Origin of the sequence: Membranihabitans marinus, assembly GCF_021729155.1 — a bacterium.
Lineage (GTDB): Bacteria > Bacteroidota > Bacteroidia > Chitinophagales > Saprospiraceae > Membranihabitans > Membranihabitans marinus.
In genome coordinates this window covers 70547-84889 of the sequence record NZ_JAJQYA010000009.1, presented here as the reverse complement: position 1 = coordinate 84889, position 14343 = coordinate 70547, and the positions used below count along the sequence as shown (strand labels likewise).

14 protein-coding genes are annotated in these 14343 nt (G+C 37.9%); 2 read left to right on the top strand and 12 right to left on the bottom strand.

Features of this window, described 5'->3' with window-relative positions; all coding sequences use genetic code 11:
* The first annotated feature begins 12 nt into the window (after nt 1-12).
* Entirely contained in the window at nt 13-438 is a 426-nt protein-coding gene (aroQ, locus tag LVD51_RS07980; protein ID WP_236970688.1) for a type II 3-dehydroquinate dehydratase, read from the top strand.
* 43 nt (nt 439-481) lie between these two features.
* Here the strand turns inward: aroQ and LVD51_RS07975 are convergent, their stop codons facing one another.
* The 3 genes from LVD51_RS07975 to LVD51_RS07965 all read right to left on the bottom strand — a co-directional run bounded on the left by LVD51_RS07975 (nt 482) and on the right by LVD51_RS07965 (nt 3159).
* The gene (locus LVD51_RS07975; RefSeq protein ID WP_236970687.1) at nt 482-1003 is read right to left on the bottom strand and encodes a YfiT family bacillithiol transferase; all 522 of its coding nucleotides are present in this window, start codon (nt 1001-1003) and stop codon (nt 482-484) included.
* A 47-nt stretch (nt 1004-1050) separates the two neighbouring features.
* Nucleotides 1051-2145 carry a patatin-like phospholipase family protein gene (locus tag LVD51_RS07970; RefSeq protein WP_236970686.1) on the bottom strand — a complete coding sequence of 365 codons (1095 nt, stop codon included), beginning with the start codon at nt 2143-2145 and terminating at the stop codon, nt 1051-1053.
* 63 nt (nt 2146-2208) lie between these two features.
* Nucleotides 2209-3159, bottom strand: a complete 951-nt coding sequence (locus LVD51_RS07965; RefSeq protein ID WP_236970685.1) for a glycosyltransferase family protein — start codon at nt 3157-3159, stop codon at nt 2209-2211.
* A gap of 585 nt (nt 3160-3744) precedes the next feature.
* Here LVD51_RS07965 and LVD51_RS07960 point away from each other — a divergent pair.
* Nucleotides 3745-6804 (top strand): hypothetical protein, encoded by a 3060-nt coding sequence (locus tag LVD51_RS07960; RefSeq protein WP_236970684.1) that lies wholly within the window; start codon nt 3745-3747, stop codon nt 6802-6804.
* Here the strand turns inward: LVD51_RS07960 and LVD51_RS07955 are convergent.
* From LVD51_RS07955 to LVD51_RS07915, 9 genes are all read right to left on the bottom strand, one after another.
* Nucleotides 6801-7193: a hypothetical protein gene (locus LVD51_RS07955; protein ID WP_236970683.1), complete on the bottom strand. Its 393-nt coding sequence runs from the start codon at nt 7191-7193 to the stop codon at nt 6801-6803. The genes LVD51_RS07960 and LVD51_RS07955 overlap by 4 nt on opposite strands.
* Nucleotides 7183-7455 (bottom strand): hypothetical protein, encoded by a 273-nt coding sequence (locus tag LVD51_RS07950; protein ID WP_236970682.1) that lies wholly within the window; start codon nt 7453-7455, stop codon nt 7183-7185. The genes LVD51_RS07955 and LVD51_RS07950 overlap by 11 nt, the downstream gene beginning before the upstream one ends.
* Nucleotides 7439-8185, bottom strand: coding sequence for an LPS export ABC transporter ATP-binding protein (gene lptB, locus LVD51_RS07945; RefSeq protein ID WP_236970681.1), 747 nt, complete (start codon nt 8183-8185; stop codon nt 7439-7441). The genes LVD51_RS07950 and lptB overlap by 17 nt, the downstream gene beginning before the upstream one ends.
* A complete protein-coding gene (locus LVD51_RS07940; protein ID WP_236970680.1) occupies nt 8182-9738 on the bottom strand; it encodes an Ig-like domain-containing protein in 1557 nt (518 codons plus the stop codon). The genes lptB and LVD51_RS07940 overlap by 4 nt, the downstream gene beginning before the upstream one ends.
* Nucleotides 9739-9784: 46 nt before the next feature.
* Nucleotides 9785-10699: a site-specific tyrosine recombinase/integron integrase gene (xerA, locus tag LVD51_RS07935; protein WP_236970679.1), complete on the bottom strand. Its 915-nt coding sequence runs from the start codon at nt 10697-10699 to the stop codon at nt 9785-9787.
* 4 nt (nt 10700-10703) lie between these two features.
* Nucleotides 10704-11240, bottom strand: coding sequence for a rhodanese-like domain-containing protein (locus LVD51_RS07930; protein ID WP_236970678.1), 537 nt, complete (start codon nt 11238-11240; stop codon nt 10704-10706).
* A 1-nt stretch (nt 11241) separates the two neighbouring features.
* Entirely contained in the window at nt 11242-12345 is a 1104-nt protein-coding gene (locus LVD51_RS07925) for a diphosphomevalonate/mevalonate 3,5-bisphosphate decarboxylase family protein (RefSeq protein WP_236970677.1), read from the bottom strand.
* On the bottom strand, nt 12335-12991 hold the full coding sequence (locus LVD51_RS07920; RefSeq protein ID WP_236970676.1) for a DUF4294 domain-containing protein: 657 nt from the start codon (nt 12989-12991) through the stop codon (nt 12335-12337). The genes LVD51_RS07925 and LVD51_RS07920 overlap by 11 nt, the downstream gene beginning before the upstream one ends.
* A gap of 67 nt (nt 12992-13058) precedes the next feature.
* A complete protein-coding gene (locus LVD51_RS07915) occupies nt 13059-14336 on the bottom strand; it encodes an amidohydrolase family protein (RefSeq protein ID WP_236970675.1) in 1278 nt (425 codons plus the stop codon).
* Between the last annotated feature and the right edge of the window lie 7 nt (nt 14337-14343).

Sequence of the window (14343 nt, the reverse complement as noted above, 5' to 3'; positions counted from 1 at the left end):
ATCAAGGAAGATTTGAAAAATATCTTAATCATCAATGGCCCAAATCTCAATTTATTGGGCACGAGACAGCCTCATATATATGGCAGCACTACCTTTGCCTCGTATTTTAGTGAATTGGAAACTATTTTTTCAGAATCAGCCATCCTCCATTATTTTCAATCCAATAGTGAAGGGGCTATAATCGATAAAATACAGGAGTCCGCAGCCGACATGGATGGATTAGTGATCAATGCGGGAGCGTATACTCATACCTCAGTAGCCATACACGATGCATTGGCCAATATGGAAATCCCCAAAATGGAGGTACATATTAGCAATATTCATAAAAGAGAAAGCTTTAGACACCATTCCTACCTTAGCTCAGTCTGCGATGGCATAGTCATCGGTATGGGGCTTAAGGGCTATAAATGGGCTGTAATGCAAATCTTGGATCTGTAGATCAAGGTTAGATAATAGTATTCTTAAGACGGAAAATCCGATTCTATTGATTCTTTCTTTTATCGTCAATCAGTTTTAGATGGGCTAAGTGGTGATCGCAATGCCATGCATAAAAAGCCGTGTTTTCCAATAGCGTAACCCATTTTTCATCACCCGGGTGATAAAATGATTTATTAAGATCTTCTGGGGATAGTGATTCGATAAGAATGGTCCAGCGATTGTGTAATGCCGTTAAAATCTGAAGAGATTCCATAGGGTGGACAGCGCTCACATCGGCCAACAATGCCCAGCGATCTTCATAATAGGGGCGGATAGTGGGTCTTTCTTCGGTAAGAGCCAGCTTGAATCGGATAAAAGAGTTCATATGACTGTCGGCTATATGATGGACGAGTTGTCGACCATTCCATCCTCCGGGACGGTAAGTTATAGCCCAATCATCTTCTGTAAAGTCATTAATAATGTTTTTTATGCTATTGGGCAATGAAGTCAAGGACTGTAAATAATTAGAAAGCTTTTCTTGGGGTTGAAATTGAAATCTTCCTATGGGATATTGTAAATTTTTCATATGTTGTTGTTTAATATCACAAGAGTATGTCGTAAATGTAATTCATATTAAGCATTCCAATCGGTACTGCTGGTTTCTTTTTCCGCCATTTCATAACCCATTTCACGCCATTTTAAAATGACTTGAGGATCGGTGTCCAATGTGCCGCCAATAGAATAACTCGGTTGAATTATCTTAATTTTAAAACGGCGATAAGTCTTGTTTTTTATCTTGAGCTGTTGGAGATTTTGAGCTTTTAACATATTGTTGATCCATATAAATTGCTCTAAATCGTTTTTGAAAATTTCGGAATAAGTAATATCTAACATTGACCGTACAGCTATTTCTACCAGACTGGGATTGGCGGGAATAACGGGTAAATGTTGAGTGCTACAATTGATTACAATGATATAGTGTTCCTCCGATCCTACGTTGGGGCGAGCATTGATGGCATCAATCACGTCCTTTAGAGGACTTACGTTGCGAATACCTCCGTCTACATTGTCAAAATAAAATTCATCTTTTTGGGTTCGAATAGCTGGTACAGGAGGCCATATTGTTGGGATGGTGGAGGAAGCTAATATGGCTTTACGCAATTCTACATCGTTGGGGAATTCCTCCTGGCCAAGCGATTTGTAATTGCCATCCCTCAGCGATACAAAGCCTATTTTATATTGTACATCTACAAATTTGTCTTGAGAAATGTATTGATCTAAAATGGATCGCAATGGACTATTGTCTGCGAAACTCTCTAAAGCAAGAATGTTTTCTTGAATTCTTTGTAAAAACTCCCCTTGTTTTTTCTTCGAAAAAATGAGTTGGATCTTGTCCCAAAGCCCAAAGGCAGGAATTAATTCATCAATTATTTTTTCGGTATTGGGTAGACCGTGTTCCAAGTATTTGGAGTGATAAATCACTTTGGAACCCTGATTTAAAATTTGATTAAACCAGATGTCTTTGAGTACTTCAAATTGTCCAGTGGCCAACATAGCACCATTGAGACTGCCTACAGAAACTCCTGAAATAATATCGAAATGATCTATATCAATGACTTCATTCTCTATAAAAACAGGATTGTACATCAAGTATTCCAATGCTCCTACTTGAAACGCACCCTTAAAGCCGCCACCGCTTAATACAAGAGATATTTTCTTATTTCCCATAGAGGGAAATTAAACATTTTTTTATGTTTTGCTTTGTTTTAGATGAAGTTCTATTAGAATTTTCTAGGGTTTTATTTCGATCCAGTTGGCATATGGAAATAAATGTTTGCCTTGAAAAATGTTTTGCTCAATGGCAGTCAATATTCTGTATTTTAACTTTTCGTGCTTAAGCTTCTCGCGTTTTGGACGATAATTTTTTTCAAAATGCAAGTCATCGGCCCAGTCAAATTCCTTAATCCTCTCTGTCATTACTGCGGGATGACTCCCTGTAAATGGGGTGTACTGGCTCATGTTGCCATAATCGAATACCGGTGGTTTGGCGTCGTATTCTGCATTGGCCACCGACTTCCCTTTGTGATTGCTGTTAAATGCTCTCGATTTATTTTGCATTAGTCTGGGGGGACGAACCCATCCGTAGTGGTAGATATGTGCATTTATCTTTTCTACCTTTAGCTTATGTGTCCCTTCCTTGGTCTTATAACTAACCCCATCAAAATTGGGAATTCTTCTAAAAGATTGTGCCGACCAAAAAGAATGAATATCCTTGTCATTTCGGATTATCCTTATCTCGTTTTGATACCAACCATGTTGATGAGCAAGATGGTTGTAGTCGCCGTAGAAATGGTGGTATTGAAACAAGAAACCTTCAACTTCCATATTGTTTAGTCGCTGTTGGCATTTGTCTACAATGGTTTGATGATCTTGTTCGTGGATGATTTCATCGGCTTGCAAATGGATCAGCCAGTCCCCCGTACACGCTTCTTTCGCTATATCGGTCTGATGGGCGTGTTCCATTCCAGATGGATAGGCCTCGATGTCCCAAACAGTATCAATGATTTTGATTTTATCTGAATTTATGGCCAGTAATTCTTCTCTGGTTGTATCGTCTTCGTCGCTGTCTCCCAAAGCGATTACATATTCATCAACGATGGGTAAAATTGATAATACCGCCTCTTTCATGGGGTAATATAGTTTATGGGTGTTTTTACCCATGGAGAATCCACTAATTTTCATGCTTTATTTTTTCTGGACTGCGATGCTTTTTATTGACGGTGCAAAACTACAATATTTTTTTTCAGCAATCGATCTCCTATACATTAAATAGGACATAACTCCGAGGGACAATGTAGTTGAATCATTGATGGATGCAGGTTTTAGTCTCCGGTCTACAATAACATGATGGTGTTTAAAATGTTTTTACTATTCACCCCTATCGTCTTCATGTCAATATAAATAGAACGAATGGATAGAAATTTTAATTCGGAACTTATTATTCCTTTTGAATGTCACTCTAAGGTTGTGTATTTCAAATCTTTAATAATATATTTAAGTGAAAATTTTTGTTTACGTATGGAGCTAAGTAGGACAGGATATATTTTTTCAATTTGGGGAGGCAGACGGTTATTATAGACAACGGATATGAATGATTTCGGTGATAAATCAGAATTATTAACGATTGTAAAAATGCATTGAGAAACTATATTTTATATCTTGTTGTGTCTTGGTTATATTCATCTGTATGGAGGATGCTCTATATGGAATGATTTTTGCTATATAAGTATTAGTTTTAATTTGTACAATGTTAATAATTATATTCTTATGAATAAATTGGTCATATTTATTTCATTCTTCTTTTTTATCTCTTTCCAACCACTCTTAGCTCAAGATTGCAATAGACAAAGTGATTCCTTGGTCTTATTAGATTTTTTAGGGGCTACTAAAGGTCTTTATTGGACTAAGCGTTGGAATATCAATGATCCAATGTCCAAATGGCACGGGGTGAAGTTAAATAGTGAAGGCTGCGTAGAAGAAATTAATTTGCCCAACAATAATCTCGATGGTTTTTTACCTGCCTTAGTTCTACCGAGATTGAAGGTGTTGAATTTGGCCAATAACAATTTAGTGGGGACATTGCCCAATTTTACCACCAATCCCGACCTAGAACGAATTAATTTATCCTCAAATTTTATAAGAGGGAGTTTGCCTGGATTTTTTATTAACAATGATTTGATTGAAATCAATCTGTCCTATAATCAGTTTGAAGGTGACTTGCCAGATTATAGCAATAAAGTTAATTTGAAAATTATTAATCTGACTTTTAACAATATATCGGGAAGTCTATTTAGTCTTAAGTCCCTTATCAATTTGGAGCAACTTGAGTTCGCCAATAACGATATTAGCGGTGATATTTCTGATATTACTCTGTTGACAAAACTGAAGCGGTTGTTGGTAGAAAACAATAAGCTCACCGGTGAGATCGGTGGCTTTACGCAACTGATAGATATAGAATATTTCAATGCTTCAAAAAATCAACTTACCGGATCACTTCCTACTATTTTGAATAAAGAAGAGTTAGAAGTTTTTGATGTTTCCGAAAATCAACTCACAGGCAGTTTTAGTTGGCCAAAAAATGCGCCGAATCTTCGTGTATATGATATTGCCAATAATCAGGTTCAAGGAAGTATATATGTAGAAGAATTTATAGAATTACCCAAATTGGAAGAGTTAATTCTATCCTATAATCAATTAAGTGGCCAAATTCCCAATTTGATTTTTAAAGAGTTGGACTATTTATTGGTCGATAACAATGAATTTGAAGGTGAAATACCGACCCTAGAAAACTTGTTAAGTCTAAAACAAGCCAGGTTCAATAACAATAAATTTAAGGACATTTCTCTGTCCCTTGATTTGTTTGACCATCTAGAGTTTTTGTTTTTAGAATACAATTATTTCACCTTTGTTGATGTCTTGCCCTATTCTTCTTATTTGGGAAAGACTATGTTTTTGCAACCACAATTCAATATTCCTTTTCAATTTGACTCATTTACCATATCCAAGGGGAATAATTTTACCTTGGAACTGTTGACCGATGAAAATCATTCTTCCACAGAGTTTAATTGGTATCACAATGGTGAAAGAATCAATGTAAATACCAACCATACTCTGTTGTTGTCCAATGCCAATCCCAGTAGGGCAGGAAAATACAGTGTTCGCATGAGTAATTTCAGAACCCCTGGTTTTATATTGTACAGTGATACTATAGATATCGATGTGACTTGTCCCCTTGTAGTAGATGAAGAGGTGGTTTATTTATGTCCTGGTCAATCATTCCAGTACAAAGGTCAGACCTATAGCGAAAACAGTGAAATAAGAGACACCGTTTTGTCAACGGATATACGGGTCTGTGATAGTCTATATATAATAAGTATAAGAGAGGCCGAACACGATTATACTTTGGTTTCTGAAGGTCATTGTCCCTCTGATACGGTATATTTTGGTCCCGATTCTGTTATTTTAACCCGGTCAGGTATTTATATCGATACCTTCCAGAATTATGCTGGTTGTGACTCTATCGTCGAATTTCATTTAGAAATTTATACTGGAGGAAGTTTTACCATCGACAAAAAATTATGTCAAGGCGATGTTTTTAGTTTCCAAGGTGTAGATTATGATTCTGACACTACATTGATGGAATTTTTGCAATCGGTGAATGGCTGTGATTCGACAGTGATATACAATGTATCATTCCACGACCCCATCATTACTTCAGTCTATTATCCCTTATGTAATGGAGACACTATAATTATTGATGATTTACCTTTCTATTCCAATTCTTATTATGTGGATACCCTACAAGCTGTAGGAGGTTGTGATTCTATAGTTCAATACACGGTACAGATTTTTCAAAATTATCAAGTAACTAGAGATATCGTAATATGCGGAGATGGTGGCTATGATTTTAATGGTGATATCTTGTACGAATCAGGTAAATACATAGATACATTGAATACCCTTAATGGTTGTGATTCTATAGTCACTATAAATCTTACCGTTTATCCCAATTATTTAATTCGAGATACGGTACAGTTGTGTTTTGGGGATTCCATACTGTTTAACAATGCTTACCTTAAGACGATTGGTTCTTATTTTGCCGATTTGACCAGTGTAAATGGCTGTGATTCTATGCATTATTTAACCATAGAAAGAGCTCATTATTTAAATATAGATAGAGAGTTTACAGCATGTTTGGGGGATACAATCTGGTTTTTAGATAAACCATATACTGAATCTGGTTTATATGTAGATACGGTAGCAAATATATTTAGTTGCGATACGGTGTTTCATTTGGATATTTATTTTTCCGACTTATTCTTGACAGATACCATTGTCAGAGGGAGTGGAAGTCAGGATTCCACTGGTAGTATAGAGATTGTGGTTGCCGGAGGGCTGGGAGGTTATTCTTATCAGTGGGAGACCGGAGATACAACCAATAAAATCGAGAATCAACCCATAGATACCTTTGCTGTTTTGGTTACAGATTCATTAGGTTGTCATGAACAATTTCGCTTGGAAGTGCCCTTAAATACCTTTGTCAGACCATCATTGATTCTCAAAAATTGGATAGAAGTTCATCCCAATGTGCTGAACAGGAATGGTGGTGTTCCATTGACCATTAAAGTAATTCAAGACATGCACCGACCGGAAATGATATTGTACAATGCCTTGGGCTATCAGGTTTGGAGAAAGGAATACCCTCTCTTGGGAAGTCAGGAAATTCTGTATTATCAAATGCCTCAATTACCTGCTGGAATGTATTGGTTGCACGTAACTGAGAAAGGGACAAGATTCTATCAATCCGAAAAATTAATCTTGTATTAATTAATGGTGTCTGTAGCTTGAATTGATTTTGTGCTATCTTTTAGAAATGGGCGATTTTTAATGGTATCCTTCGGAGTTGGCCTCAATTCTTTGGGCGGTTTGACAGGTAAGGCGGGTCTATGGAGATCGTCTTCTATGTATTTTACCGCATTTAGTTTTACCAGACTATCGGTCTGACGTATGGCCATGTTCATCGTGTTGTTGTAGCATTCCGTTTTACGGGCTAGGATAAATTGGTTGAGCCTTTTATTGATTTCATTGGATATAAGAGTATCTCTATCCAGTTCTGGCTCACTTTTACAAGAAGTGAGATGGAACGCCAATAAGGTCAATATAATTAGACCCCATGGCTTATTGTAGATATTGTAAGTATGTCGGCTAGTTTTCATCTTGATTATCTTTGGTAATCAATTGCTGAATCTCAATCTCTCTTTTTTGTTTAATCGAGTCTATCCACAATGACAGTACACTATCTTGAAAAGCTTCACAATCTGCTTCAAGGACGGTGGCTAAGGAATCTTTTTGCATGGTGTATAGAGAGTCGATCAGTTTATAATCGGCAGGCTGCAGAGATATCTCTGTCTTTAGACAACTGCAGCAGAGCCCTATACAGAAAATACCAGTGAGTATCGATTTACAAGTTGGGATCAATGTTCTTCCTTTTAAGTTCAAAATTTTTACCTAAATACACTTTTCTAACCAATTCGTCAGCGGCTAATTCCTCTGATGTTCCAGCGCGAAGTATCTTCCCTTCAAACATTAAGTAGGCTCTATCCGTGATGGACAAAGTCTCCTGTACGTTGTGATCGGTAATGAGAATACCAATGTTTTTTGTCTTTAGTTTGGCCACGATAAACTGAATATCCTCTACTGCTATAGGGTCAATCCCTGCAAAAGGTTCATCGAGGAGGATAAATTTGGGATTGGATGCCAGGGAACGAGCAATCTCTGTTCGTCGACGTTCACCCCCAGATAAAGAATCTCCCGAATTCTTTCTAACCTTTTCCAATCGAAATTCACTAATTAGTGATTCCAATTTTTCCCTTTGTTGGGCTTTGCTGTAATTCATGAGTTCTAAGATGGCTAAAATATTGTCTTCCACACTTAGTTTTCTGAAGATTGAAGGTTCTTGTGGTAGATAGCCAATTCCTTTACGAGCTCTTTTAAACATGGGCAAATTGGTAATGTCTTCATCTTCCAAATACACATTGCCTTCATTGGGGCTGATAAATCCTACCGTCATATAAAATGTAGTGGTTTTACCTGCTCCATTGGGCCCGAGTAGTCCTACTATTTCACCTTGTTCTACTTGGATAGAAACCCCATTGACTACTGGTCTTTTACCGTATATTTTTTTTAAATCTCTCGCTTCTAGTTTCATGGTATTTTTATCTCTGTTTCCTGAATCCAATTTACTCTAATTGTCCCAATATCTATATTAAGAAGTTCTTCAGCTTGCTTTTTCTCATAAAATCGTGCAGCATCCCAGATTCCGTTTTTGTTTTCATCTTTGGTTAATCGCAGTTGGTATTCTCCGGGTTTTAGATGATTGATACGCAGTGGTTTTTCTAGATCATTGATGATGAATCGTTGTAACTGTTTATCTTTTTGCATTAATTCCACAATCCATTGATTGGTAGTGTACTGACTGCTGTCCACCAAAAAGTTGATGATGATAGAGGATAAACTTTCCGTACTTACAGGCTTGAGCGAAATAGATAGACTATCTTGAACTACACTGTCTTTGAAGGTTATGGATTGGGGAAGGAATTGAATGAGGTAATTACTATCTACCTGCCAAGGATAATAGAGATCCATCTGGTTGAAATCGATATGAAAAGAGTCTAATCTTAGAATGTCGTCTTCATTTTTGTTTTTTACGATTTCTATATTGTTGACATCCAAATCCACAATGGGCCAAGTGGAGGTTAGTCTTATGGGTTGATGGGCCAGTATTGGAGTCGATGGTTTACTTATTTTGATATCTTCAAATGCCGGTGCAGATTGTTTGACTATGTTGACAGTCATGGTATCTGATATTCCAGCAGTATTGCGAGTAATCACTTCCAGAGGCAGTTGACTGTCTTCATACCAAATATTTGCAACTTTTTGGTCGCGGATCAGTCGCACACTATCAGAAGTCCGAATGGACATCATGGCCGTATCAGTGGCATCCTCTGTAAAGGTAAGTTGAATCAATCCGTGATAAGAAGTGTCTACGTCGTCTAGGTAGATAGGGGGTCTGCCCAGAGAAATGGGCAAAGTAATTGTAGTGTCGTGGTGATGTAAAGTATTGACAATGGTATTCGAAAAACCAAATGATTCTGTATCCGCGTCGTATTTGAAATCTTGATTTTCGTCCAAAAAGCCAATTAATTGAAATTCTCCCGGTCTAAGGTATTGAAACTTAAATTCACCTTCGGCATTGCTTCGAGCGAAATAGGAGGGCGAGACTGTAGTGATGGCAGTGTCCGATAGATTGTCAAAGAGCATCATACTAATATTTTCCAATGGCTCTCCAGTAATTTGATCTATGGCTTTTCCATTGATGGATAGAGAATCTAGGAAGTCCCCCGTCGAAAATACATATTGGTAGTCCGGCAATGGATTGCTCTCATTGAGGTCGACTATGGCCTTACCCAAATTGATAATGTAAGTGGTATTGGGTGTGAGTTCTTCTTCTTCATCGATCTCTATGATGAGTGATCTTCCCTTGAGTTTGTAATTCGGTCTTTCGGTAAAGGGAGGACTGATGAATATTTGTTGATAGGGATCTTCTAGTTGAACCCATTCATTAAAATAAAGGACGATTTCCCGACCATCGAATCGAAGGCTAGGATTGGGCGATGAAGCAAGGCTGTCCACTCTGGGTGGGTTTTCGTCTTTGGGCCCTCCTTGAATACTGCCCGGTGAAGCACATTGAAATAACAGCATTGCACTTGCAAATAACCATGGTAAAATCGCGCTTTTTAATATGTTTTTAGTCTGGTGCATTGTTTTGATTCAATGGATGGTATTTTTCAATTGTTTCGCGAAGATATTCATTATTTATGTGAGTATATATTTCTGTGGTTAAAATAGAGGCATGACCCAATAATTCTTGTACGGTTCTCAAGTCTGCTCCTCCTTCAATGAGGTGGGTGGCAAAGCAATGTCTCAAGGTATGGGGAGATATCTTATAGGGAAGACCTACTTCAGTAGCCGTTGTCTTGATAATGTGATATATCATATGTCTGGTCAATTTTCTGCCTCTGCGATTGAGAAAAACAATGTGTTTGTCACTTTCGGAGATTGGGGATATCCTGCGTTCCATTAAATAAAAATGTAAGTATTTGATAGCTCTAGGACTGATGGGGACTAGGCGTTCTTTGTCGTTTTTACCTCTGACTTTAATCATCTCTACATCTAAAAAAATATGGTCGATTTGCAAGTTGATCAATTCGCTTACCCTTAATCCACATGCGTATAGGATTTCAATTATAGCTTTGTTTCTCGTGGCATGTGGTTTGCTGAGATCGATGCCTTCCAATAGAATTTTGGTGTCGCGAATAGATAGAACGTCAGGTATCTTTTTGCTGATTTTAGGCATTTCTATGCCTTCAGTCGGATCGTTGTCGATGACTTCTTCTATTAATAAATATTTAAAGAAAGCGCGCAACCCACTTAGGATTCGGGACTGACTTCTGCTGTCTATCCCTATTTGGTGTAGACCGGTTAAAAAGGATCGGATCACATCAATAGATAGTTGTTGGAGACCGATATCCCCATCAGTCTTGTATACAAACAATGCGAGTTTCTCAACATCTTTGGAATAGGCGAGAATTGAGTTTTGAGAAAGTCCGCGTTCAATTCTCAAATAGGTAGAAAAGCCTCGTATATAAGTTCTCCATAACATAGAATTAGTAAATTTTATGGAAAATAGGATTCGTCATCCACTGTGACCAAGATCGATTATAGGTGTGGATATCATAGGTGGATTGGCCTTGATGATTGACAATGGGATATCCCGAGTTGACCCATTCAAAGATACTGCCGTATAGATTGAATACGTTTTCAAATCCCATATCTTTGAGTTTAAGCCCTATCTTTTCACTTCTATAACCCACACTGCAATAGGTGACAATAGTGGTTGAGGGCGGTAGGTCGGCCAATATTTGAGGATTAAAATTTTTATAACCAATCCACTGAGCACCCTCAATATGGCTTATCTCGTATTCGGCTTGAGTCCTAGTATCTAAGATAATGACCTCGGATTGATTTTCGCGAAGAGATTCCACCGATATCAGAGGAAGTTTGTAACTGAGTAAAGTATTGAGTTTGCGTTCGTATTTGGGATTGGAAACTCGAATGGAGGTCGGATTTTGAGTGTACACAAAAGGCAGTCCACCCAAGAGGAGGGTAAAGGAAAGCGATAAATATATACCTAGCTTCTTCATCTTATATCTGTTTCGTGCCCAAACCCATTTCATCCGCAATCCAATTCATTTTCGGGTTGAGCTCTATAATTTCAGTTTCTATAAATTCCTTTACCTTATCGCGGAAGGCGAATGGATAGAGAATATGTACATTGGGACCAGCATCCAGAGTAAAACAGAGTGGAACATTGCTGTCTTGGCGATATTGTCTGATCTTTTCAATAATGGCTAAGGTGTTGGGCTTGATTAAAATATATGATGGATTGGATGTCATCATCATGGCGTGCAATTGTAAGGCCTCTCGCTCTACTATGTCAATAAATGATGAAATGTCTCCTGTGCGAAGGATGTTCAACATGGTTTCCGTATTTCTCAGTCCTTCTTCGAAGCGGATTTTACTAAATACATGTTGATTCATAAGCCCATGCCCCATAGTACTGGACACTGATTTTGTCGAATCGTCTACTATGACAATCGCATCTTGATACTGTCTGAAATCATCGTGCAATAAATGATCTAATGGGGTCGCCCATAGATTGGAACCCAGATCAGGAGATACTTCTCCCCAAAGAGCAGCATTGGGATAAATACTTCTACAGGCACTACCACTACCGAGCCGACTGTAGAATGATATTTGTTGTTTGAAGTAGTCTTCGTCCCAAGGATTAGAATCCTGAGCTTCTCTAATTTGTCTAAGCATATCGATGATACCAGCGGCACATGCACTCATGGCCGATGCACTCGAGGCGATGCCGGATGAATGGGGAAAGGTGTTGGTACTAGAAATACGAAAAGAATATTGATTTAAGACGGTATTTTGTTCAGCTATGGTGGCAATAAGTTTTTGAATTCTTTGACCAAAGGAAGGTTTTAACTTTCCTTCAAAATAAAAATCTAATTCAGAGGAATTGCCTTTTTTTTCAAACCAATCGATCTGGGTGCGAGTGACGCAGTTTTGTAAAGTAAAACTGACGGAAGGGTTTCGCGGAATTTGATTTCCCATTTTTCCCCAGTATTTAACTAGGGCAATGTTGGAAGGGCTTTCCCATTGCGTCGTCCCGGCCATTGGGGTGAAATCTTTTATTACCATCGGTTCAAAATGCTCCGTCATAAGGTTATTTTTCATTAAATTTTAGGTCAAAATCATTTAACACAAGGTCCAATATAGGGTCTTTTCCTACCACATATCCCTCTTTTAAATCGTAATCAAACATCCCACTTAATACCTGCCAATAGTTGGCGGTTACCCAGCCACGAGTGTCTTTGATCAACAAATACATTGGGGTATCCAATTCCTTTTCTATCATGTGGATAAGAATTCTACCCTGTGTTTTGGTTAAATTTTTAAAGTTATCCTCAAATTTACTAAATAATTGCTCCTGAACCCGTCTCACGTATTTCTTCTTTTTCCAATATCCGATATCTTGGGTTACTTCGTTTACGGTTTTAAAGGTCTGAATAGCTTCTACTGCGTAGGGATATACTTCTCGTGCATACTTTCGATAGATTAGATACTTTCTGTATTCTGCACTAGAATTAAATTTTCGTTTTGAGGTTACACTAATTTCCTGAAATTCGGACAGCATTAAGGTGTCGCCATCTACGATCATCACTTTAACGATTTCTCCATTGATGGTAATTTCATCAAAGTCCAGTTGACTATCATTTGACGAGTCCGGATAAGTGATGGGCCGATTACTGGGTTTGTCCTGCTGTGCAGTAGCCCATTGAAAACAGCATAGAGTAATACATACAGAAATTAATATTTTCATATAAGATAAACGATTAATCTTTAGCTCATGATTGAAACGCGAAGTTAAATTTTATTATTTCGCAAAATTAATTCGATTCCGATAGACTGTATTTTTTCTTGAATTTTCGGTATAGCTGTTTGTGTTTATTGTCTAGATCTACAGGGCGACCTTGGATAAAGCTATAGATAATATTTTGAGACATAGGATCTAATATATTTCCTGTGCTAATAATAATATTGGCATCTTTGCCTTTTTCCAATGATCCTGTCCTATCCGAAATACCCAGTATTTGGGCGGTATTCAATGTCAGAGCACTGATGGCTGCTTCTTGATCTAATCCATATCCCACAGCTTGACCAGCTTGGAAGGCCAAATTGCGTTGTTCCCAAGATCCAGACTCCGAAATACACCATAAGACTTCTTGGTCTTGGAGTATGGATGGGGTTTTAAATGGTTGATCTATATCGCGATCAGCGGAAGAGGGCAAACGCTGAGTGGGGGCCAAAACTACGGATACATCATATTTTCGTATCTGTTCGGCTACTTTCCAACTATCTCTCCCTCCGACAATAACTACTTTTAACTCATTGGTTTTACCAAATTCTAAAACGTCTAATATGGCTTTTTGATCATCCACGTGAATGTATAAGGGTTTATTCCCTTTCAATACCATTGACATGGCTTCCAGTCTGAGGTTTTTTTCTTTTTTCTCTTTGTCGTCTTTATAAGAGTTGACTTCTATGAGGTATTGATAGAGTTTTTCGACCTCAGTAATGTAGTTTTTGTTCGGAGAGATAATTCCTTTAGAATAACTATAGGGATTGGGCCAATGCATATGGATACCATTGGTGGAATGATAGACTGCATCTTCCCAATTCCATCCGTCTAGTTGAACTACGGAAGACTGACCAGTAATACGTCCACTTGCCGGTACTATCTCTGCCAATTGAACACCATTGGACCTAATAGTCGGGATGATTTTGGAGTCGGTATTATAGGCTATGATGGAACGTATATGTGGATTGATACTTCCTATTTCTGAGAAATCCCTAGTCGACCTAACGGCATCTATTTCCGTTAATCCAATAATGGTGTTGATGGCTATAAGTCCGGGATATACATGGTGAGATTGAGCATTGATTACGGTGTCGGCACTTCTATTCTCTTGACCGACATAGGTTATTTTTCCATTCTCAAATAGGATGCATCCCCCTTGGATGATTTCCCCATTGCCAATATGAATGATTCCATTTTGAATGGCTACAGATCCTTTGATAATAGGTTGAGGGGGTATTTGTGCGTCAACCGATATCCACGAAAGTGCGGTTAATGTATAGATGAGAATATATTGATAAATATTCATATTATTT

Coding starts and splice junctions, on each gene's coding strand:
- LVD51_RS07930 (WP_236970678.1), bottom strand. CDS start 11,240: ATGAAGAAGCTAGGTATATATTTATCGCTTTCCTTTACCCTCCTCTTG.
- LVD51_RS07955 (WP_236970683.1), bottom strand. CDS start 7,193: ATGAAAACTAGCCGACATACTTACAATATCTACAATAAGCCATGGGGT.
- LVD51_RS07920 (WP_236970676.1), bottom strand. CDS start 12,991: ATGAAAATATTAATTTCTGTATGTATTACTCTATGCTGTTTTCAATGG.
- lptB (WP_236970681.1), bottom strand. CDS start 8,185: ATGAAACTAGAAGCGAGAGATTTAAAAAAAATATACGGTAAAAGACCA.
- LVD51_RS07940 (WP_236970680.1), bottom strand. CDS start 9,738: ATGCTGTTATTTCAATGTGCTTCACCGGGCAGTATTCAAGGAGGGCCC.
- xerA (WP_236970679.1), bottom strand. CDS start 10,699: ATGTTATGGAGAACTTATATACGAGGCTTTTCTACCTATTTGAGAATT.
- LVD51_RS07965 (WP_236970685.1), bottom strand. CDS start 3,159: ATGAAAATTAGTGGATTCTCCATGGGTAAAAACACCCATAAACTATAT.
- LVD51_RS07915 (WP_236970675.1), bottom strand. CDS start 14,336: ATGAATATTTATCAATATATTCTCATCTATACATTAACCGCACTTTCG.
- LVD51_RS07970 (WP_236970686.1), bottom strand. CDS start 2,145: ATGGGAAATAAGAAAATATCTCTTGTATTAAGCGGTGGCGGCTTTAAG.
- LVD51_RS07925 (WP_236970677.1), bottom strand. CDS start 12,345: ATGAAAAATAACCTTATGACGGAGCATTTTGAACCGATGGTAATAAAA.
- LVD51_RS07960 (WP_236970684.1), top strand. CDS start 3,745: ATGAATAAATTGGTCATATTTATTTCATTCTTCTTTTTTATCTCTTTC.
- LVD51_RS07975 (WP_236970687.1), bottom strand. CDS start 1,003: ATGAAAAATTTACAATATCCCATAGGAAGATTTCAATTTCAACCCCAA.